The organism is uncultured Anaerofustis sp., from assembly GCF_938029165.1.
Lineage (GTDB): Bacteria > Bacillota > Clostridia > Eubacteriales > Anaerofustaceae > Anaerofustis.
This window is the reverse complement of the sequence record NZ_CALHFB010000047.1, coordinates 59,500-80,768: the sequence shown is the minus strand read 5'-3', so window position 1 is coordinate 80,768 and position 21,269 is coordinate 59,500. Positions and strand designations below refer to the sequence as shown.

Genomic DNA, 21,269 nt, shown 5'->3' with positions numbered 1-21,269 from the left:
TATTATACCAAAAGAATGACAAATTAAATATAATTTCACTAAATTTTTTATTAAGATTAGGAGTAAAAAATGGAAAATATCAAAGCTGCGATTTTTGATTTGGACGGAACTATAATCAATACTTTAACTGACCTTGCAAATGCGGGAAACTCTGTTTTAAAAAAGAACGGATTTCCTATTCATGATGTTGAAAAATATAGATTTTTTGTTGGGAGCGGTATAAGGAATTTATGCATTAGAATTCTTCCCGAAGATAAAAAAAATGATGAAGAATGGATTTTAAAAATTTTTAATGAGTTTAATGATTATTACGCAAAGCACTATATGGATAATACATGTGCTTATGACGGTATTGAAGAAATGCTTGATAATTTGATTGAAAAAGGTATGAAGGTCGCAGTTCTTACGAATAAAGGACATGAATTTACTGTTCCTATGTTAAAAAAAGTCTTTGGTGATTATCCTTTTAGCGTGATTTTAGGAAAAACCGATAAGTATCCGGTCAAGCCAAGCAGAGAATGTATCATGCATGTCATCAATGAACTTGATGTAAAAAGCAGTGAATGCATATACATTGGTGACAGCAACGTGGATATGAAAACTGCCATAAACGGGGATATAGAAAATATAATAGGTGTAAGCTGGGGGTTCAGACCCGTAGAAGAATTAAAAGAAGCCGGAGCAAAATATATAGTAAACTCTCCGAAGGAAATAATCGATATAGTAAATAATTTAAATGAACAATAAAATATATAAAATCAAAGGAGAAATATTATGATAAAAGCAGCCGTTTTTGATTTTGACGGAACATTAATGGACACTTTGGTTGATACAGCTCTTTGTATCAATCATGTACTAAAAAATCATGGGTTCGATGAGGTTCCCATAGACGAGTACAAGAATATTTTCGGAGGAAGCTGTTACGACATGATAAATCTTGTAACTCCGAAAACCATGAACGACCCTGTGCTTTTGCATGAAATGGACGTGGAAGTTCAGTATCATTACTCAAAACATTATAATGAAAACTGCAAACCGTATAAAAATATCAGACATGCCATAAGAGCTCTCAGAAAAAATAATATAGATATATGTGTTATAACCAACAAGCCTTCAAGGTTATTGATACCTTTATTAAATGAATTTTTTTCTGATATCGAATTTAAACACATAATAGCAGCAGATTCCGGATTTCCTTTAAAACCAAATCCCGCTTCATGCAATCAGTTAATGCAGACTCTTGATATACACCATGATGAAGTAGTGTTTATAGGGGACAGTGAAGTGGATATACAAATCGCTAAAAATGCAAGAGCCTTTTCTATCGGCTGCGGCTGGGGCTTCAGAGGCGGTGAATCTCTTATAAAGGCAGGCGCCGATTATGTTATCCACGAGCCTATGAATGTCGTTGAAGTTGTGAATATCCTCAATAAACGTTCACTTAAGGATATTATGGAAGAAGCTAAGCTGATACTTAAAATGCTTAAATAGGATTTAAAATGTTATCCATAGGTACAAGGTCAATCGAAACTGAAAGGCTTATACTTAGAAAGTTTAAGACCGAAGACTGTGAGAAAGTTTTTAATAATTGGGCAGGAGACAGTGAAGTTCAAAATTTATACTGCGAACCTGTTTATAAAAATTTAGGTGAAGTAAATGAGCTTCTTAATAGATACATAAATGGTTATAAGGATTTAAATTATTATAGGTGGGCTGTTATTCTAAAAGAAAACAATGAATGTATAGGACAAATCTCTTATTTTCTTGTAGATACCGATAATCACTTTGCGGAAGTAGAGTACTGTATAGGTAAGAAATATCAAAATAAAGGCTTTGCATCGGAAGCCTGCATGTCGGTAATAAAATATGGGTTTGATGAAATCAAGCTAAACAAGGTACAGATATGTCATAAGCCGAAAAATGAGGCTTCTAAAAAAGTGATATTAAAATGCGGACTTCATTATGACGGTAATTTAAGGCAGTATTTTTATAATAATGGAGAATATGAAGATAGGTTATATTATTCACTTCTTAAAAATGAATTTTATAATTAAACGATAATTATAAATTTTAAGGTTATTTTAAGGTTGAGGTCTATAATAAAAATAGTTTAAAAATAATATTTATTTTTAGACAAATCACTTACTTATTTATATTTGCAGGTGCGATATTTTACAATTAAAAAAACTATTTTAATTAGTTTACAAGGGCGTAAATTGTGGTTTGATTTACGTCTTTTTTTAGTGATTATTTCTCTTTATATTTGAAACTATATTTTTGTTTTTTTGCTCATAAAAAGTAGGTAAAAAACGAAATAAGTGATATAATTAACAATATATTGTTTAAGGGAATTATCTATGGAAACTAAAATATACGATCTTACGAAAGAGGACAATTTAACAGAGATTTTCAGCGATGCTGCAAGTGTTATAAATGTGGGTGGTACGGTAGTGTTCCCGACGGAAACGGTATACGGTCTTGGTGCAAATGCTTATGATGATGAAGCGGTAAAGAAAATATTCAAGGCTAAAAACAGACCAAGCGATAATCCTTTGATAGTACATATAAGCGATTTAAGTATGATAGATGAGTTGGTTACATATGTAAGTGATGACGCAAGGAAATTGATGTCGGAATTTTTTCCCGGACCATTGACACTTATAATGAAAAAATCTTCCAAAGTTCCAAACAGCGTATCTAACGGACTTGATACTGTTGGTATAAGGATGCCAAGTGATAAGGAAGCCAATGCTTTTATAAGAGCATGCGGTGTTCCAATTGCGGCGCCAAGTGCAAATATTTCAAAAAGACCAAGTATTACAAACAAAAAATATCTTGTAGAGGAATTATCGGGTAAAGTCGATATGATACTTTGTTCAAAGAATTCTACGATAGGACTTGAGTCTACGGTTTTAGATGTTTCCGGTGATAAAATAAAACTTTTGAGACCGGGGAAAATAAGCGGGGAAGATATTGAAAAAGTCATAGGCAAGAAAGTTTACGGATATAACAGCGAAGACGCACTCTTACCTAAGTCTCCGGGAATGAAATATGAGCATTATAAACCTAAGACAAAAGTTATCGTGCTTAATGGGAATGATGATGATATAATAAGTTATTTGGACGATATAAAGGTAGATGATATAGGATTTATAGGGCTTAATTATATCATTCATAAGATTGTCAATAAAAAAATCAAGTTAAAATCTTTCGGCAAAGATATAAGTGATGCAAGCAGAAATCTTTATTATTTGCTTAGGGAGATGGATAGTGAAAATTTGGATATCATCTATGTTCAGGCTATGGATAATAAGGGTATAGGTCTTGCATATATGAACAGGCTTTTAAAGGCTGCTTCGGGGGATATTATATACCTATAGGGCTTCGCCCTAAACCCCAGTCCTTTTTTAGAGATAAAAAAGAACGAAAAAATCTTCGCTCAAGCCGCGAAGGCTAAATTTCGACTGGATTTTCAAAATAAATTTTGAAACAGTCTCAATTACCCCCTCCCTTAATAAAGGAATTTAAATCCTGGGGTGGGCTTTATATAATTTATAAAGATAAGGTATTAAGACATATAGTTATTATGTTAAAAACTGCTATGCAGTTTATATAAATACACTAAAAAAAGGAGTAAATAAAATGAAAATAGTAATTGCTAGTGACCACGGTGGTTATGAATTAAAACAATTTTTAATCGAAACATTTAAAAAAGAAGGATATGATTTCGTAGACTACGGTACGAATTCCGAAGAAAGTGTTGATTATCCGGATTATGCTATAAAAACATGTGAAGATGTTGCGGCAGGTAAATTTGACAGAGGTATTTTGATTTGCGGTACAGGTATCGGTATAAGTATCGCGGCAAACAAAGTTAAAGGTATCAGAGCTGCTCACTGTACTGATTGTTTTTCTGCAAAGATGTGTAAACAGCACAATGATGCAAATGTAATTGTTCTTGGCGGAAGGATAACAGGTCCCGAACTTGCTGCCGAAATTCTTAGAACATACCTAAATGAAAAAGAATTTTTAGGCGGAAGACACGAAAACAGAGTAAATAAAGTAAAAGCATACGAAGAAAAAGTATATAAATAGTAAGGAATAGAAATAATGAATAATGTAGATAGTAGACCTTCATGGGATGAATATTTCATGGAAATGCTGGAAGTCGTTAAAACTCGCTCTACTTGTATAAGAAGACATGTAGGTGCGATAATCGTAAAAGACCATAAGATAATCTCTACAGGTTACAACGGCGCTCCGAAAGGTCTTGCTCACTGCACAAAAGATACTTGTGTAAGACTTAAGTATAATATAAAAAGCGGAGAAAGACATGAACTTTGCAGGGCTACCCATGCCGAGCAAAATGCTATTATTTCGGCGGCAACTATGGGAGTGAGTGTAGAAGGAGCGGATATTTATATAACAGATTCTCCATGTATCCTCTGCTCAAAAATGCTTATCAACGCGGGTATCAAAAGAATTATTTATAAAGGAAGCTATCCCGATGAATTTAGTTTGGAACTACTTAATGAAGCGGGAATAGAAGTTATCAAATATGACACAGAGGGATAAAAATAATGAAATATCCGATATTGCAAAGGCGGTATCGATAATATTACAGCTGGGACTTACCATGGTAGTGACGATTTTGTTATGTCTGTTCTTCGGTAAGTTTCTGGATAATAAGTTTCATAAAGACAATTTATGGACTTTGATATTTTTATTTCTTGGTGTATGTGCGGCTCTTAGAAATATGTATTATATAGTTAAGAGCTTCATAAATGATAAATAAGAACAATAAGTATATCCCGCCTTTTTAGGCGGGAAGAAAATAAAAGGCAATATAAAAAATACATAAATGAGGTTTAAAAATGGTAAATAAGACAGATGACAATTTAACGGTCGAAGAGCTTTATAAAGAGCAGCTCGACATATGTAAATATACATTTTTTTTAAATTTAGTTTTTGTTGTTTTAGTATTGCTTTTTAAATTTGATAGGAGTATAATCCTAGGAATAATGGCGGGATGTATAACTGCGATAGCCTTTCATTTATGGCTGTTTCAGGACCTTAAAACCGCTATAAAGCTGGATAAGGAGCAGGCAGTAAACTACGCCAACATTCACTCTTTAATAAGGAAATTGCTTCTTATTATAGTAATAGTTTTTCTTGTTGCTAACAAATGGATTAAAGTAAATGCGGTAGGGCTTATTATAGGTCTTTTATCACTTAGAGTGGTACTGTATTTATATAATCTTAGAACTGTAAAAAACAAGTAATTTAAAAACGGAGAAGAAAAAAATGGGTATAACTATAAGCACAGTTAATGAAGTTTTTAGAATCGGAAATATTCCCATATCCAATACCATAATCTGGACTGTTTTTGTTCTTGCTCTAACCTTTGCTATTTTAATGTTTTTAAAAAAGGATTTAGAGATAAGACCGACTACAAAAAGGCAGGTTATTGCGGAAACTCTAGTGACTTCTACGAGAGATTTTGTGAGCGGTACCATGGGTAAGAAAAATGTTGGTTTTGCACCATATTTCTTTTCGCTTGCGGCATTCTTATTGATATCCAATCTAAGCGGGTTCGTCTTTTTAAATATAGTAAGACCTCCTACTGCGGATGCGGCAACGACACTTACTCTGGGTTTCCTTACATTTATATTGACTCAGTTTTTTGCAATTAAATCCAAAGGTATAAAGAAGTATATAAAGTCGTTCTTTGAACCGATATTTATCCTTCTTCCTATAAATATTATAGGAGAAATCGCAAATCCTGTTTCACTTGGATTTCGTTTGTTCGGTAATATAACCGGGGGTATGATAATCTTGACATTGGCTTATTCGATCTTTTTAGGTTCGGCTACTGCTGCGATGTTTACATTCTTTACGACTTTGATACTTTGTATATATATAAAATTTGGTAAACCAAATAAATTTACGCAGAATAAATTTGTAAAAACCATTGCGATTTTATTACTGATACCATCGTTCTTCTTAGCATTCTGTCATGGATACTTTGACTTATTTGCGGGGATTTTACAGACATTCATATTCTGTATGCTATCAATGGTATTCATATCATCCGCAATGGATGAATAATCAGTCTTTACCCGACTTTCAGCCGGATAAAAATAAATAAAAAAACAAAACACACACTTTATTCAAGGAGGAAATAATAATGAATATTTCAGGAAGTGATTTAATTTTAGCATTCTCAGCACTAGGTGCAGGTCTTGCGATGATAGGTGCATTAGGTACCGGTGTAGGACAAGGTAATGCTACAGGTAAGGCTTGTGAATCAGTAGCCAGACAACCTGAAGCTGAAGGAACAATTTTAAGAACATTACTTGTTGGTTGTGCGGTTGCAGAAACATCAGCTATTTACTGTTTGGTTATCGCTTTAATCTTATTATTTGTTAAACCTTTTAGCTAAGATACAGTAATGAACAATAATATTAAGGTGGTGATTTTATGTTAGCCGGATCATTGATAAACTTTTCAACGGAAATGCTTTACCAAATGTTAATTCAGGGCGCTATCTTTTTACTATTCTTTATATTGGTTAAAAAATTCTTTTATGAAAAAGTCATTGAAATCGTCGATAAAAGACAGGAAATGATTACAGAGGAATTTGACAAGGCTGAAGGTGAAAAAGCTAAAGCTGATTCTCTTAGAGAAGAGTATGAAGAAAAAGTTAAGAGTATAAATGAAGAGGCTTTAACTATTACTAATAATGCTACTAAGGAAGCTAAAGAAATAAAAGAAAATATTATTTTGGAAGCTAACGAAGAAGCAAGAAGGATAAAAGCTAAGTCTAAGAAAGATATCGAAAATGCAAAAGAGACTGCAATGAAAGAAATGAAAGACAGCATTATCGATATATCTTTCGATATAACAAGCAAGGTCTTGGATACTAAACTTGATAAAAATGCAGACGAAGCTTTAGTCAAAAAAGCTATTGAAAGTTTGGATGAGGTAAGCTATGAGTAGTGCTTCTTACAGGTATGCATATTCTTTGTCAGAATTATGCACAGAAGAAAACACGATGGAATGTGTATATAAAGAGTTCACGGATTTTTACGAACTACTTAATAAAAGTGAAGAGTTATATACACTGTTATCTGACGAGACTTTCAAAAAAGAAGATAAAAAAAGAGTAATAGATAATGTCTTTGATAAAGACGATAATATAATGCTAAAGAACTTCCTGTTCTTGTTGGTTGATAAAAACAGGATAGACGAGATCAAGCTTATATATTTGGATTTTAAAAATTTATACTTAGAACATAGCGGCATATTAAACGTTGAAGTTAAGAGTGCCAATGAATTGAGTGAAGAACTGCTTGACAGTTTAAAAAATAAACTTTCGGATAAATTTAATAAGAAGATTATATTGTCTAGAAGCGTCGATAAAAATATTATAGGCGGGATAATACTATATATAAACGGAAAAATGATAGATTTATCCGTAAAGAATGAACTGGACATAATTAAAAGACAGTTGAAAGAAACAAAGATAGTTTAAAGAAGGGAAATAAAAATGAATTTAAAACCCGAAGAAATCAGTAGAATAATTAAAGAGCAGATTAAAAACTATGATAAAAAAATAGAAACTACATCTGTGGGAACTATTTTAAGCGTTGGTGACGGTATTGCCAGGGTTCATGGTTTAGACGGTGCAATGATGGGTGAGCTTATTTTGTTCCCGGGTGATGTTTATGGAATGGTTTTGAACTTGGAAGAAGATAACGTAGGTTGTGTTCTTTTGGGTGATGATACTGATATAGTTGAAGGCGATACTGTAAAATGTACAGGTAAGATAATGAGTGTTCCCGTTGGTGACGGAGTAATCGGAAGAGTAGTAAATGCTCTCGGTGAACCTATAGACGGAAAAGGAAGTATCGTAGCCGAAGAATACAGGAAAGCCGATGTAAAAGCAAGCGGTGTTATAGACAGAAAAAGCGTTACGGTTCCATTACAAACCGGATATAAGGCTATTGACTCTCTTATTCCTATTGGAAGAGGTCAAAGAGAGCTTATCATTGGAGACAGACAAACAGGTAAAACAGCTTTAGCGGTTGATACTATTTTAAATCAAAAAGGCGAAGATGTACTTTGCGTATATGTTGCAATAGGGCAAAAAGCAAGTACCGTTGCTCAGATAGTAGGTACTTTGGAAGAATACGGAGCCATGGATTATACTACGGTAGTATGTGCTACTGCGAGTGAAATGGCACCTCTTCAATATCTTGCACCTTATTCGGGATGTGCTATAGCAGAGTATTTTATGGATAAAGGAAAAGATGTACTTATAGTTTATGATGATTTAAGTAAACATGCGGTGGCTTACCGTTCAATGACTTTACTTCTTCGTAGACCACCGGGAAGAGAAGCTTATCCGGGAGATGTATTCTATTTGCATTCAAGACTTCTTGAAAGAGCTGCAAGGCTTGAAAAAGGCGGTTCTATAACCGCACTTCCTATAATCGAAACACAAGCGGGAGATATCTCCGCATATATCCCAACCAATGTAATTTCCATTACAGACGGACAGATATTCCTTGAAACGGAACTTTTCAATGCAGGTGTTCGTCCTGCCGTTAACCCTGGTATTTCGGTGTCAAGAGTCGGCGGTTCCGCTCAGATAAGTACCATGAAAAAAGTAGGCGGGCCTCTCAGAATAGAATATGCACAGTACAGAGAACTTGCATCCTTTGCACAGTTCGGTTCTGACTTGGATAAATCCACAAAAGCGAGCCTTGAAAAAGGTAAGAGAATCGTGGAAATGTTAAAACAAGAGCAGTATTCTCCTATGAAAGTAGAAGAACAGGTTCTTGTAATATATGCGGTTACAAACAACTTCCTAAAAGAAATCGAAGTTGATGAAATGAAAGAATTTGAAAAGGGACTTATTGAACATGCACATTCAAATTCACCTTCCACTCTTGATAAAATCAAGACTGCCAAGGGCTTTGATGACGAGCTAGTTGAAGAAATCTCTAAACTAATAAACGACTACAAAAGTATATTTTTAAGTGGTCGAGAATAAGGAGCTAAGTTATGGCTGAAAATATGGCAGACATTAAAAGAAGAATGAAAAGTGTCTCGAGTACAAAGCAGATAACTAAAGCTATGGAACTGGTAGCGAGCTCTAAACTCAGAAAAGCAAAAGAAAGAGCGATTTGCAGAAGTCACTATACCGATGCGACTTATCAGCTGATGCTAAGAGTCGCAAAATATACTTCATATATAAATAACATTTACTTTAAAGACAGAGAAAATGCAAATAAGACAATATATGTAGTTTTAAGCGGTGACAAGGGACTTGCCGGCGGATTCAATACCAATGTTATAAAACAGGCGGTAAGCGAAATCGGAGATGAAAAAGAGAATGCCGTAATTTTTGCACTGGGTGCAAAAGGTGCGGATTACTTTAAGAAAAATGATTATGACGTAGTCGGAGAATACATCGGTATAAGCGATGAACCTAATTACGGAGTTGCCAAGAAAATCATCGGTACTGTTATAAATTTATATACCAGTGACGAAGATATAAGGAAAGTAAAAATCATTTATTCCAAATTCAACTCCGTAGTATCTCAGGGAATACTTAGTGCAACTGTCCTTCCTATTTCGAGAAAAGCAGATAACAGTGACGGGACTCCCGTTACGAGTGAACTTGTTATAGAACCGGGCGGGGAAGAGCTCCTTGAAGAATTGGTACCGCAGTATATAACAAGTCTTCTTTACGGAGCTATGATAGAAAACCATGCAGGTGAAGAAGCTTCGAGAAGGATGGCTATGAGTGCGGCTACGGACAATGCAAACGAGCTTTTGGAAGAACTTGAAATAAGATATAATTCTGCCAGACAATCAAGCATCACAAACGAACTTATCGAGATAGTATCGGGTGCGGAAGCTTTAAAATAGGAGGAGATATGATATGAATGATCAAAATTTACATTTAGAAATAGCGACTCCGACAAGGACTTTCTATAACGATGAAGTAGAAAAGTTTACTTTTAAAGCGACGAGCGGAGAGATGACGATACTGAAAAATCACGTTCCGATTATGACGCTTGCCGACCTCGGAATAATGCATATAACGGATTTAAAGGGCAATAAAAGAGAAGCTACTTTATTCGGAGGAAGCGTCCTTGTCGAAAACAATAAGATATTGGTCGTTACCGATGATGCATTATGGCCGGAAGAAATCGATATAAGAAGAGCGGAAGAAGCTAAGAGAAGAGCAGAAGAAAAACTTCACGCTACCAAATATAACAGGCGAGAATTCGTTCAAGCCGAACATAAGTTGAGAAAAGCTTTAGTAAGAATAGATTTAGCAAATACGTATGAAGGTATTTCTAGACATAAGAAATATTAGTCAGAACAAATAAAGGAGACAAAATCCTATGGAAAATAGAAAAGGAAAAATTGTCCAGGTCGTAGGTCCTGTCGTAGATGTTAAATTTACTGAAAATGATTTACCTAAACTGAATGAAGCTATTAAAATAGATAATCATGGAGAAGAGTTGATCATTGAAGTAAGTGAACATATCGGGGACAATACGGTCAGATGTATTGCGATGGATACGACCGACGGACTTGTAAGAGGGATGGAAGCTGTTTCTACGGGAAGTCCGATAATGGTTCCCGTAGGGGATAAAACACTTGGCAGGATGGTCAATGTTTTAGGTCAGCCTATAGATGGCAAAGAAATGGACTTAAGCGATGTCAAACTTTCTCCGATACACAGAGAAGCCCCATCTTTCGAAGAAATGCAGACTGTACCTGAAATATTTGAAACAGGTATAAAAGTCGTAGACCTAATTTGTCCTTACACCAAAGGCGGTAAGATTGGTCTGTTCGGCGGTGCCGGAGTAGGTAAAACTGTTTTGATACAGGAACTTATAAGTAATATCGCTACCGAACACGGCGGACTATCTGTTTTTGCCGGCGTCGGAGAAAGAACAAGAGAAGGTAACGATTTATACTATGAAATGAAAGAGTCTGGAGTTTTGGATAAGACTTCATTATGCTTCGGTCAGATGAATGAACCGCCGGGAGCGAGAATGAGAGTTGCTCTTACGGGACTTACAATGGCAGAGCATTTCAGGGATGAAGAAAATCAGGACGTACTTTTATTTATAGATAACATATTCAGATTTACACAAGCCGGCAGTGAAGTTTCAGCGCTTCTCGGAAGAATGCCGTCTGCGGTAGGTTATCAGCCTACTCTTGCGACCGAAATGGGTGCGCTTCAGGAAAGGATCACTTCCACAAAGAGCGGTTCTATCACGTCTGTTCAAGCGGTTTATGTGCCTGCCGATGACTTGACCGACCCTGCTCCCGCAACTACTTTTGCTCATTTGGATGCTACTACCGTACTTGACAGGGCAATAAGTGAAAAAGGTATTTATCCTGCCGTAGACCCTCTCGGTTCTACCAGTAGAATATTAGACCCTAAAGTCGTAGGGGAAGAACATTACCAAATTGCCAGGGGAGTTCAGGAAATATTACAAAGATATAAAGAACTTCAGGATATTATCGCAATCTTAGGTATGGAAGAATTGAGTGAAGAAGATAAACTTATCGTTGGAAGAGCGAGAAGGATAGAAAGATTTTTATCTCAGCCATTCCACGTTGCGGAACAGTTTACGGGACTAAAGGGTGCTTATGTTCCGATTTCCGAAACGCTAAGAGGCTTTAAGGAAATACTTCAAGGTAAACATGATGATTTACCTGAAGCGGCATTCCTACTTGTAGGTACAATAGATGACGCTGTAGAAAAAGCAAAACAGTTACAATCAGAAGAAGAAGAGTAATATAAAAATACATTTATGAATTTTCATAAATGTATTTTTTTGTTGTTAATATATTTTAAATATCAAGTTATTTATTGACTTTTATACTTTGTTTTATTATAATAGTAAAGCATAAGAAATGGTCCGTTAGCTCAGCTGGTAGAGCACCTGACTCTTAATCAGGGTGTCCAGGGTTCGATCCCCTGACGGATCACCATGTATGAAATTATACGTCTTTCATTTGAAAGACGTTTTTTTATGTTGTAGACATAAAAATGAACGAAGAGAATAATTTTATATGAGAAAAAAATCCAAAGGATTATTTTTCGAATTGTCAGTAAGAGACTGGTAAAAAATTAAATATTAAAGTTTAACAAAATTAAGCGAAGCTTAAGAATTCATATGAGTGAAAAAAACGAAGTTATTTCCTCTAATGGTCGGTGTATATTAAGAGAATATTAGCATAAAAAATGAATGTATTTATTTTTGAGAATAGTCAAAGTTAAAATAGTTTATCTATATTTTCAGCATTAAGTAAAATATCGTTATTTACATTGTGATTTTTATTTACTGCCTTTTTTTAAAATTATTTGCTTTAGTATATTTTTAATTTTTTTATAAACTTTATTATTAAAATAGAATTTAATTACCTAATTTACGTTTTTATCACTAAACTTTATATTTAATATTTAGAATAATTAAATTTGAAAAATAATTATGTATTAAAAACAAATCAAAATGTTGACATAGTAATGCTACAATGATATGATTGTATTGTAAATGTATTATTATTATATTATGTATGACATATTAAATAATAGATAAGGAGCGATTATGAAATTTGTAGATTCACTTCCTCTTTATTATCAAATGGCTAAAGATATCAAAGGTCAGATAAAAAAGGGAAGTTTAAAAGAAAACGATAAGCTGAATACAGAAAAATATTATCAGGATTATTATGGCATAAGTAGAGTAACAGTTAGAAAAGCACTATCGCTCTTATCAGAAGAGGGATATATAACACATATACAAAATAAAGGATACTTTGTTAAAGGCGGTTTCGGCAGCAGCGAAGAAAGTAAAGTCGTGAGTACTCATCAGCAGATAACAAAGTCGGGTAAAAAATCCACTTCCGATATCATAAGAATGGAGTATATAAAGGCAGATAAAGACTTAGCAAAAAATCTTCTTTGCAATGTCAATGATGATATCATGTGTATAAGAAGACTTAGGAAGAGTGACGATAAGCCCTATGCTCTTCAAATAATGTGGCTTCAATCCAAGATGTTCAAAGATTTTAATCCATGGCTGCTCAGAGAAAACTCTTTCCGCAGTATCATGGAGGATCAATATGGATATAACGTATCCTATAATTATCAGAATATAGAGGCAAAAATGCCAAATGATGAAGTTTCCGATTTACTGTGTATAAATAAAGAGGAACCGATACTATTTATTACAGCTCAGTTATTTTCCACCGACGACAGGGTTTTGGAATATTCTCAAACTTACTTTTTAACAAGTGAATACAGTTATATAATTACTACCGGACAGAAGAAATAAGCTTTTATGCTTATTTTTTTTGGCAAAAAAAGGCAAATATAATACAAAATAAATATAAAAATAATATAATGTATTAAAAATGTATTGACAAATGTATTAATCATGTTATAATCAAATTATATTAAAAATGTATTAATACAATATCAATATTTGAGGAGGATAGTTATGAGATATAAAAAATTAGGGAATACGGGAATCGATGTTTCTCAGGTTTCTCTCGGTACTTGGGCAATAGGGGGTAAAAACTGGGGAAGTGTCGATGATAATTTATCCATTAAAGCAATTCATCAGATGATAGATAACGGAGTAAATTTCATCGACTGTGCACCGACTTACGGTATGGGACATGCGGAAGAAGTTCTCGGGAAAGCTTTGAAAGGAAAAAGAGATAAAGTTACTCTTCTTACAAAATGCGGTATCAGATGGCCGGACGAAAAGAATAAGGACTTTAGTGCGGGAGCAATAAGAGACAGCAGTAAAAAGAGTATTTTAAAACAAGTCGATGATTCTTTGAAAAGATTAGACACGGATTATATAGACGTATATTTGATTCATTGGCCTGATATAAATACACCTCTTGAAGAAACCGTAGACGCTTTTGATGAGCTTAAAAAAGCGGGAAAGATAAAATTTACCGGGGTATCTAATTTCGAAGAGCCGATGCTTAGTGAACTGTATGATTTAAAAGCTCTTGATGTTTTGCAGTTTCCGTACTCTATGGTAAACAGAACTATGGAAGATTTACTGAAAAAGTATCATGACAAAGATGTAGGTACAATGAGTTACGGTTCTCTGGGTGCCGGAATTCTTACCGGAGCGATAAGGGAAATACCAAATTTTGCTCCCGATGATGCAAGGCTCGGATTTTATGATTTCTTTGAAGAACCTAAATTTTCCAAAGTAATGGAACTTTTAAGGACCATGGATTTAATAGCGGGTGAGAGAAATGTACCGGTGGCGCAAGTTGCGGTAAATTGGAATACTCAAAATGAATTTATAACTACTTCCATTATGGGCGTTAGAGATCCTAAAGAAGCCAATGAAAACTGCGAAGCATTTTCTTGGTCACTTACAAAAGAAGAAATGTCTATGTTAAATGAAGCTATAGAAAAGACTGTCGGGAAGTAGGAAAATCCTATGAGCAGTGTTGAGACGGTTTTAGGAAAAATAGATACAAAGGATTTCGGCGTTACTTTAATTCATGAACATATAGTTGCAAGTGATTGGAACCAGAAAATATGTTTACAAGGTTTTGTTGATTATGATAAAGTAAGCGATGAAGTAGCACAAAATCTTATAGAGATGAAAGAGAAGTATAATATAACCACATACGGAGATTTGACTCCATGGTCTTTAGGAAGAGATGTAAGACTTCTTGAGAAAATAGCTCAAAAAGCAGGAGTGAATATACTTTGCGTTACGGGCGTTTATGCCGACGACCAGCCGTACTTCAGGGGAGTGAGCGAAGATACGCTTGTAAAACTTTTTTTAAAGGATGTATATGAGGGAATGGAAGGAAGTAAAATAAAGCCTTCAGCAGTAAAATGTGCCACTGATGAAAAAGGAGTAACAAATCAAAACAAAACACTTTTAAACGCATGTGCAAGAGTAGCAAAAGAAAGCGGACTTCCGATTTTTACTCATACTTTTCCTCATAACGGATGCGGTCTTATTCAGCAGAATATTTTTGAAAGGCATGGTGTTGATTTACATAAAGTTGTTATAGGGCACTGCGGAGACAGTAACGATATCGACTATATAGAAAAGATACTTAAAAGAGGAAGTTATGTCGGACTTGATAGATTTGGACAGGATAAGCATAATTCTTTTGAAAACAGGATGAAGACCTTGATGACCTTGCTCGACAGAGGATGGATGGATCAGATAATACTTTCTCATGACCATCTTGTTTACTGTACTAACGATGTGTATGAAGTAAAGAAAAGTTCTCACAAAAGAAATCCCGGGTCCGATCTGTCTTATATTCATAAAAATGTACTTCCGGTGCTTAGAAAAAAGGGGTTTGGTAAAGATGATATAGATACGATGCTGATTAAAAATCCCGCCAGGATATTTGAATAAATAAAAAAAAGAAAGGAACGGATATGTCAGAAAATAGACCGGAAATTTTAATATTGTCCCACGGAACTTTATGTGAGGGACTTAAGGACAGTGCAGTGATGCTTGCGGGCGGCGGAAATCATATAAAAGTGCTGCCTTTGCTTGAAGGGCAGGACCCTGACGAATATTATGTAAGAGCACTTAAACTATACAATTCAATGCCCTACGGTTCTATCATATTGGTGGATATACTTGGAGGGACTCCTTCAAATACCGTAATAAAAATGATGAGAGAGTGTGAAGTATTTGCTCTTTGCGGAGTAAATCTGGCAACGGTTGTATGTGCTTTATTTGAAAGAGACAATAAAGCAGGAGCAGAGCTATTAAATTCCGTTATGGAAGATTCAGATGATAGTATAGTCAATCTATATGAAAAATTTAAAGGTTTAAAATAAGGAGTTACATTATGGGAAAATTAGCACTTACCAGAATAGATGCAAGGCTCATTCACGGACAGATTGCATCGAAATGGTCGAAAGTACTTAATATCAGTAAAATCGTTATTGTCGATGATGAGACGGCACATGATGATTTTATGAAACAATTTTTTGAAATGGCGGGCGTTCCCGGAGTCAAGACACTGATTTACGGAGTGGAAGAAGGCGCAAAAAGGTGGGTTGAAGATAGTTTCGGAGACGGAAATATAATAGCTATTTTTAAAGATGTAGACAGTGCTCAAAGAGCATATAATGCAGGGTTTGATTATCCTTCCCTTGATATCGGTCAAGTCCCGGGAGGTACACTTGACAGGATGAATATAATAGGTTCCGTCAATTTAAACAGTGAAGAGATAAAAAAACTCAGAGAGCTTAAAATTAGCGGAGTAGATGTATATTTTCAGTCTCTTCCCGAGCCTGAAGATAAACCGCATGAATTGGATATGGTTTTAAATAAACTAAAATTATAAAGGGGATAAAAAATGGAAAAATTAATTATTGCTATTATTATAGCACTTTTATATTGGTGGAGCTGTTCTGAAATAAGTATACTAACAATGCCTTTTCAGTCGCCGATAATAATTGGTGCGATAGCAGGTTTATTATACGGCAATTTTACGCAGGGAATAATAATAGGTGCAGGGCTTCAGGCTATGTATATGGGAGTATTCACAGCAGGGAATGTCCTTCCTAATGATAAAGCACTTGCTGCATGTGTTGCGATACCTATTGCACTTACGGCAAACCTTGATGCGACAGCGGCTATAGCTGTAGCTGTGCCTTTCGGTGTTTTAGGTGCCTTTGTTGATACTTTAAGAAAAACGATAAACAGTTATTTTGTAAAAAAGGGCGATGAATATGCAAATGAAGGAAATATCAAAGGTATACGTTTTGCCGCGGTAACAGGTCCGATTTTAACTCAATTTGTAGTAAGGTTTTTCCCTGTTCTTATAATTGCATATTTTGGTGTATCTTTTGCCCAGCCATTGATTGCAATGATACCGGAGTGGATGATGAACGGTCTTACCGTAGCAGGCGGTATACTTCCCTCAATAGGATTTGCAACATGCATCTTGATGATAGGAAAGAAGAACTTGTTACCTTACTTTTTGATCGGATTTTTCTTGGTACAAATTTCTTCCATGCCTATGATTACAACAGCGATTTTTGCACTGGCTGCAGCGGCTTTACATATTCAGTTTTCCAATGATGCCGGTTTAAACGGGGGTGAAACGAATGTTTAATAAGAATAAAAAAGAAAAGATAGATAATAAAAAATCTTTATTGAGTAAAAAGGAACATTTTCGTATTTGGATTAAGTTCCAGCTATTTATAAACACGGGTTCGAGTTTTGACCGCCTTTACGGAATGGGGTTTTGTTACACGCTAGCAAATTTTTTAAGTAAGATATATACAAAAAAAGAAGATTTGATAAATGCTTTGAAAAGACATTCCACTACGTTTATTACCGAACCGACATACGGCGCCGCGATACTTGGAGCGACAGTAGCGATGGAAGAAGCTAAAGCCGAAGGGGAAGATGTACCCGATGAACTTATTACAAACTTTAAAACCGGTTTAATGGGACCTGTTGCGGGCTTTGGAGACAGTTTGAACTGGGCGACTATAATGCCTCTCGCAAAAGCTATATTCCTTCCTTTTGCATATGCAGGATCTTTGGCAGGTGCTCTAGGAGAAGTATTGGTGTTTTGGTTATATGTTCCTTTAATGGGTTACAGTATGTATAAGCTTGGATATAAAGAGGGAAGACAATCCATTTTTACTATACTTAAAAAAGGTATAATTCAAAAGATCTTAGTCGGAGCCAGTGTGATGGGGATGTTTATGATGGGGGTAATGGCGTCTAAGTATGTAATATTATCAACTCCGCTCACATTTACCAGCAATAAAGTAACCGTTGAACTTCAAAGCATACTTAACGGGATACTTCCCGGATTACTTCCATTCCTTGCAATGGCGGGCACATATTTATTCTTATCTAAAAAAGGTAAGTACACACATTTACTGTTAGCAATCATAGTAATTTCTCTCATTTTATCTTTCTTTGGAATTTTATAAGATAAATATTAAGACAAAAATAAATTAAGACGGAGGTATGAAATGTCATTAATATCATTAAAAGAAGCATTGATTCCCGCAATGGAACAAGGATACGGAGTAGGAGCATTTGACACTGCTGATTTTACTTTTACGGAAGGTATCATAAAAGCAGCGGAGGAAACAGGTAAGCCGATTATACTTATGATCCCCAGTTATTTTTTTGACAGAGAGGGGCTTGAATCGTATTTTCAATTCAATATCGACAGGATAAGAAAATCCGATGCAAAAATAGTCTATCATCTCGACCATGGAGATAGTTTTGAAACTGTGATGAAAGCAATTCACTGGGGATGTAATTCGGTAATGTTTGACGGTTCAAAATTACCATTCGAGGAAAACATCAAAAAAACAAAAGAGGTCGTAAGAGCCGCTCATGCCGCCGGGGTCGAGGTTGAGGCAGAGATAGGTCATGTTGCTGCACCGGAGGGAAGTATAGAAGGAAGCACTGCAAAAGAAGAATTTTTTACAAAGCCGGAAGATGCAAAAAAGTTTGTGGATGAAACAGGCGTTGACGCTTTAGCAGTTGCTGTCGGGACCGTCCACGGTGTATACAAAGGTGAGCCTAAACTCGATTACGAAAGATTAAAAGCGATAAAAGAGATAGTGGAAGTACCTCTTGTAATGCATGGAGGAAGCGGACTTCCCGAAAAAGATTTTAAAAATGCAATCAACCTCGGAATAACTAAAATAAATTTCTTTACGGAAATGATGATGGAAGCCGTAAGCAATGTTTATGAAATGTTAAAAGAAAAAGACGGAAGAGCAAGATATCTTGATTTAAATATTTGTGTAGAAGATACCGTTAAAAAGTGCGTTAAGGAACAAATGGATATTTTTGAAACAAAGGTCATAAAGTAGGAAGGGGATAGATAATGGATAAAATTAAAATAGTATATTTAACTGATACATCTATCCCTACAGAAAGAGTAATGGAAGATGATGTTCAGGAAATATTAAAAAAATTAGAACCTTATAATGTGGATATTACATATGTCAGAGACCAAAAAGGATGGAGCAGAGAACAATTTGTGGAATATGCTTCCGAAATGGAGCAAAAAGGGGCGGATAAAATGGAGCAGTGCGAAGAGCTTTTAAATAAAGCCGAAGATGCAGATATAATCATCGCAAATTTCGCGCCTGTAGGTTCTAAAATAATAGAAGCGGCAAAGAAACTGAAACTTATATGTGTAACAAGAAGCGGAGCAGAAAATGTAGCTATCGATACTGCCGCGAAAAATGGAGTAAAAGTGGTGGTTGCTCCGGGAAGACTTGCAGATCCAGTAGCCGATTATACTGTTGGTTTGATGCTTGCAGAGTCCAGAAACATAGCAAGAGATTCAATGAATGCAAAGGGTGAATGGGATAGCTCCAGACCACTTAATTTCCGGTATGTTAAAAGTCTTAGGAACAAGACTGTGGGAATAGTCGGCTTTGGACTTATTGGAAGAAATGTCGCAAAGAGAGTGCAGGCATTTGGCTGTAATGTCATCGCATATGATCCGTTTTTAAATGAAGACATTATGAAAGAAAATAATGCTAAAAAAGTTTCTATGGAAGAATTAATGTCTAATGCAGATTATGTATGTGTTCATGCAAGACTTACCAAAGAAACCGAGGGACTTGTAAGTAAAGAATTGATTAAAATGATGAAGCCTTCCTCCTTCTTTATAAATACGGCAAGGGCGGGGCTTGTAGATGAAGACGCACTCATTGAGGCTTTAAAAAATAAAAGCATTGCAGGTGCGGGGCTTGATGTATTTAAAACCGAACCTTTGCCAAAAGATCATCCTTTGATGAATTTGGATAATGTAACATTGACTCCTCACAGAGCAGGAGGGACGAGTGATTTGGCTGCTTTGTCGATAGATATAGTAGTCAAAGACATAGAAAGATTTTTAAATGGTGAAGAGCTTGTTAATAAAAGAAATTAGTCTTAAAATAAGCCAATAAAACTACTTAATATAAAATCCTTAAAATTAAAATTTAAGCTAAGCTGTTTGATTGTTGAACAGCTTAGCCATTATATTGTAGTTTTAGGTATATATCTCATCCGTTATTATTTTAGAATATTCTTCAATCTTTCCTTTTTCCACCGCATATTCAAATATACTGTATCTGTTTCGCACCTTATATGCACCCAGCATGCTTTGAAGGAATAAGTCTTTATCCACTTCTATTTCACTCGGAAGTGTTGGTGCGCCTACGGTTTTTAATAAATTTATTACATCTTCTTTATAGTATTTATATTTAAATACTTCTTTTGGTATTTCTTCTTTCATAAGTTCAAAAAGCTCCAATACTATAGGAGTGGCTATCCCGACTTTTATTCCATGAAGATATGGATATTTGTTTCTTTTTATAAAGTCCATTTCCCAGTAATGTGATATCATATGCTCCGCACCGGAAGCCGGTCTTGATACTCCGACCAGCCCCATTGCCACACCTGTGAACGTAAGAGCTTCAAGAAGATATTGAACGGATTTTTCATTTCTGTCCATTAGTTTGTCCGCGCTGTCTATTACTCTTTGTATCGCTCTCTCAGTGAGTGTAACGCAGGTTTCGCAAATATATTCTCCAGTTAAGATATTTGACAGTTTCCAATCCATCAAAGCCGTTATTTTTCCGACTATATCTCCAAATCCCGCTCGTATCAGTTCATCCGGTGCATTCTTCATTATATTCACATCTTCTATTATTGCGTAAGGAAGTGTTGCATCAAATGAAATTTTAAAACCGTCACATATTAGGGGCGAACCGTCGGAGGCATAACCGTCCATTGAGGGCGCTGTGCATATTATGATGTAGGGTATATTTGTTTTTATGGATAAATATTTGCCGAGGTCGTTAATAGTCCCGCTTCCTACGGCAATTATAAGTCCGGTATCATTTTCAAGTTCCATGAAAAGGCGTCCGAGGACTTTTTCGTTTGGTATAAGTATTTCTTTGCTGTTTGGTATCACAAAGTTTTTAAATGTGTGATTATTATCTTTTAATATCCGAGAGGTCTTTTCTCCCGCGGCTTTATAGGTATTTTCGTCGCTGAACATAAATATTTTTTTATCTTTGAAAGGGGATAATACTCTTCTGAGTTCATCAAGTGCATTATTTTTAATACATATCTCCTTAATGGGGAGTTTATGTTTTCTCCCGCATTCACATTCAAAGTTCAAATTTGACATCTCGTTGATATTCATTTCTAATATACTTTTCATAT

At 35.2% G+C, this 21,269-nt stretch carries 26 protein-coding genes and 1 tRNA gene; 26 read left to right on the top strand and 1 reads right to left on the bottom strand.

The genetic code is table 11. The features are described 5' to 3' along the window. Window positions 1–69 precede the first annotated feature (69 nt). The 26 genes from Q0516_RS08850 (at window position 70) to Q0516_RS08725 (ending at window position 19,986) form a co-directional block, all read left to right on the top strand. On the top strand, window positions 70–747 hold the full coding sequence (locus Q0516_RS08850) for an HAD family hydrolase (protein WP_294466734.1): 678 nt from the start codon (window positions 70–72) through the stop codon (window positions 745–747). A gap of 27 nt (window positions 748–774) precedes the next feature. Then, complete coding sequence (locus tag Q0516_RS08845; protein WP_257480414.1) at window positions 775–1,491, top strand: HAD family hydrolase; 717 nt, start codon at window positions 775–777, stop codon at window positions 1,489–1,491. A gap of 8 nt (window positions 1,492–1,499) precedes the next feature. Further along, a complete protein-coding gene (locus tag Q0516_RS08840; RefSeq protein WP_294466731.1) occupies window positions 1,500–2,054 on the top strand; it encodes a GNAT family N-acetyltransferase in 555 nt (184 codons plus the stop codon). A gap of 303 nt (window positions 2,055–2,357) precedes the next feature. After that, a complete protein-coding gene (locus Q0516_RS08835) occupies window positions 2,358–3,380 on the top strand; it encodes an L-threonylcarbamoyladenylate synthase (RefSeq protein WP_294466729.1) in 1,023 nt (340 codons plus the stop codon). A gap of 262 nt (window positions 3,381–3,642) precedes the next feature. Further along, window positions 3,643–4,095, top strand: coding sequence for a ribose 5-phosphate isomerase B (gene rpiB, locus Q0516_RS08830; RefSeq protein ID WP_257480411.1), 453 nt, complete (start codon window positions 3,643–3,645; stop codon window positions 4,093–4,095). Between the two features lie 15 nt (window positions 4,096–4,110). Continuing rightward, a complete protein-coding gene (locus Q0516_RS08825; protein ID WP_007050958.1) occupies window positions 4,111–4,575 on the top strand; it encodes a dCMP deaminase family protein in 465 nt (154 codons plus the stop codon). After that, complete coding sequence (locus Q0516_RS08820; protein ID WP_257480410.1) at window positions 4,559–4,795, top strand: AtpZ/AtpI family protein; 237 nt, start codon at window positions 4,559–4,561, stop codon at window positions 4,793–4,795. The genes Q0516_RS08825 and Q0516_RS08820 overlap by 17 nt, the downstream gene beginning before the upstream one ends. Window positions 4,796–4,874: 79 nt before the next feature. After that, window positions 4,875–5,282 carry an ATP synthase subunit I gene (locus tag Q0516_RS08815; RefSeq protein ID WP_257480409.1) on the top strand — a complete coding sequence of 136 codons (408 nt, stop codon included), beginning with the start codon at window positions 4,875–4,877 and terminating at the stop codon, window positions 5,280–5,282. A gap of 22 nt (window positions 5,283–5,304) precedes the next feature. Then, window positions 5,305–6,108 carry a FoF1 ATP synthase subunit a gene (locus Q0516_RS08810; protein ID WP_257480408.1) on the top strand — a complete coding sequence of 268 codons (804 nt, stop codon included), beginning with the start codon at window positions 5,305–5,307 and terminating at the stop codon, window positions 6,106–6,108. A 79-nt stretch (window positions 6,109–6,187) separates the two neighbouring features. Beyond that, window positions 6,188–6,442: an ATP synthase F0 subunit C gene (gene atpE, locus Q0516_RS08805; RefSeq protein WP_007050962.1), complete on the top strand. Its 255-nt coding sequence runs from the start codon at window positions 6,188–6,190 to the stop codon at window positions 6,440–6,442. A gap of 38 nt (window positions 6,443–6,480) precedes the next feature. Then, window positions 6,481–6,999 (top strand): F0F1 ATP synthase subunit B, encoded by a 519-nt coding sequence (gene atpF, locus Q0516_RS08800; protein ID WP_257480407.1) that lies wholly within the window; start codon window positions 6,481–6,483, stop codon window positions 6,997–6,999. Further along, window positions 6,992–7,534 (top strand): ATP synthase F1 subunit delta, encoded by a 543-nt coding sequence (gene atpH / locus Q0516_RS08795; protein ID WP_257480406.1) that lies wholly within the window; start codon window positions 6,992–6,994, stop codon window positions 7,532–7,534. Before atpF ends, atpH begins: the two co-directional genes overlap by 8 nt. Window positions 7,535–7,549: 15 nt before the next feature. Next, on the top strand, window positions 7,550–9,058 hold the full coding sequence (gene atpA, locus Q0516_RS08790) for a F0F1 ATP synthase subunit alpha (protein ID WP_117532561.1): 1,509 nt from the start codon (window positions 7,550–7,552) through the stop codon (window positions 9,056–9,058). Between the two features lie 11 nt (window positions 9,059–9,069). Further along, window positions 9,070–9,939, top strand: a complete 870-nt coding sequence (atpG, locus tag Q0516_RS08785) for an ATP synthase F1 subunit gamma (protein WP_257480405.1) — start codon at window positions 9,070–9,072, stop codon at window positions 9,937–9,939. Between the two features lie 13 nt (window positions 9,940–9,952). Then, window positions 9,953–10,393 (top strand): ATP synthase F1 subunit epsilon, encoded by a 441-nt coding sequence (atpC, locus tag Q0516_RS08780; protein ID WP_257480404.1) that lies wholly within the window; start codon window positions 9,953–9,955, stop codon window positions 10,391–10,393. 28 nt (window positions 10,394–10,421) lie between these two features. Further along, the gene (atpD, locus tag Q0516_RS08775; protein ID WP_294466715.1) at window positions 10,422–11,834 is read left to right on the top strand and encodes a F0F1 ATP synthase subunit beta; all 1,413 of its coding nucleotides are present in this window, start codon (window positions 10,422–10,424) and stop codon (window positions 11,832–11,834) included. A 120-nt stretch (window positions 11,835–11,954) separates the two neighbouring features. Next, window positions 11,955–12,030, top strand: a tRNA-Lys gene (locus Q0516_RS08770). A gap of 617 nt (window positions 12,031–12,647) precedes the next feature. Further along, complete coding sequence (locus Q0516_RS08765) at window positions 12,648–13,376, top strand: GntR family transcriptional regulator (protein WP_294466713.1); 729 nt, start codon at window positions 12,648–12,650, stop codon at window positions 13,374–13,376. Between the two features lie 165 nt (window positions 13,377–13,541). Beyond that, window positions 13,542–14,504, top strand: coding sequence for an aldo/keto reductase (locus Q0516_RS08760; RefSeq protein ID WP_294466711.1), 963 nt, complete (start codon window positions 13,542–13,544; stop codon window positions 14,502–14,504). Window positions 14,505–14,513: 9 nt separating this feature from the next. Then, window positions 14,514–15,458 (top strand): hypothetical protein, encoded by a 945-nt coding sequence (locus tag Q0516_RS08755; protein WP_294466710.1) that lies wholly within the window; start codon window positions 14,514–14,516, stop codon window positions 15,456–15,458. Between the two features lie 23 nt (window positions 15,459–15,481). Continuing rightward, window positions 15,482–15,892: a hypothetical protein gene (locus Q0516_RS08750; RefSeq protein WP_294466707.1), complete on the top strand. Its 411-nt coding sequence runs from the start codon at window positions 15,482–15,484 to the stop codon at window positions 15,890–15,892. Window positions 15,893–15,903: 11 nt separating this feature from the next. Further along, the gene (locus tag Q0516_RS08745; RefSeq protein WP_294466704.1) at window positions 15,904–16,404 is read left to right on the top strand and encodes a PTS sugar transporter subunit IIB; all 501 of its coding nucleotides are present in this window, start codon (window positions 15,904–15,906) and stop codon (window positions 16,402–16,404) included. Window positions 16,405–16,416: 12 nt separating this feature from the next. Further along, entirely contained in the window at window positions 16,417–17,178 is a 762-nt protein-coding gene (locus Q0516_RS08740) for a PTS sugar transporter subunit IIC (RefSeq protein ID WP_294466701.1), read from the top strand. After that, window positions 17,171–18,013, top strand: coding sequence for a PTS system mannose/fructose/sorbose family transporter subunit IID (locus tag Q0516_RS08735; protein ID WP_294466698.1), 843 nt, complete (start codon window positions 17,171–17,173; stop codon window positions 18,011–18,013). The genes Q0516_RS08740 and Q0516_RS08735 overlap by 8 nt, the downstream gene beginning before the upstream one ends. 42 nt (window positions 18,014–18,055) lie before the next feature. Next, window positions 18,056–18,913, top strand: a complete 858-nt coding sequence (locus tag Q0516_RS08730) for a class II fructose-bisphosphate aldolase (RefSeq protein WP_294466697.1) — start codon at window positions 18,056–18,058, stop codon at window positions 18,911–18,913. A 14-nt stretch (window positions 18,914–18,927) separates the two neighbouring features. Next, the gene (locus tag Q0516_RS08725) at window positions 18,928–19,986 is read left to right on the top strand and encodes a 2-hydroxyacid dehydrogenase (RefSeq protein WP_294466694.1); all 1,059 of its coding nucleotides are present in this window, start codon (window positions 18,928–18,930) and stop codon (window positions 19,984–19,986) included. Between the two features lie 102 nt (window positions 19,987–20,088). On the opposite strand, the gene Q0516_RS08720 is transcribed toward Q0516_RS08725, so the two are convergent. Then, window positions 20,089–21,267: a sn-glycerol-1-phosphate dehydrogenase gene (locus tag Q0516_RS08720; protein WP_294466691.1), complete on the bottom strand. Its 1,179-nt coding sequence runs from the start codon at window positions 21,265–21,267 to the stop codon at window positions 20,089–20,091. Window positions 21,268–21,269: the final 2 nt, after the last annotated feature.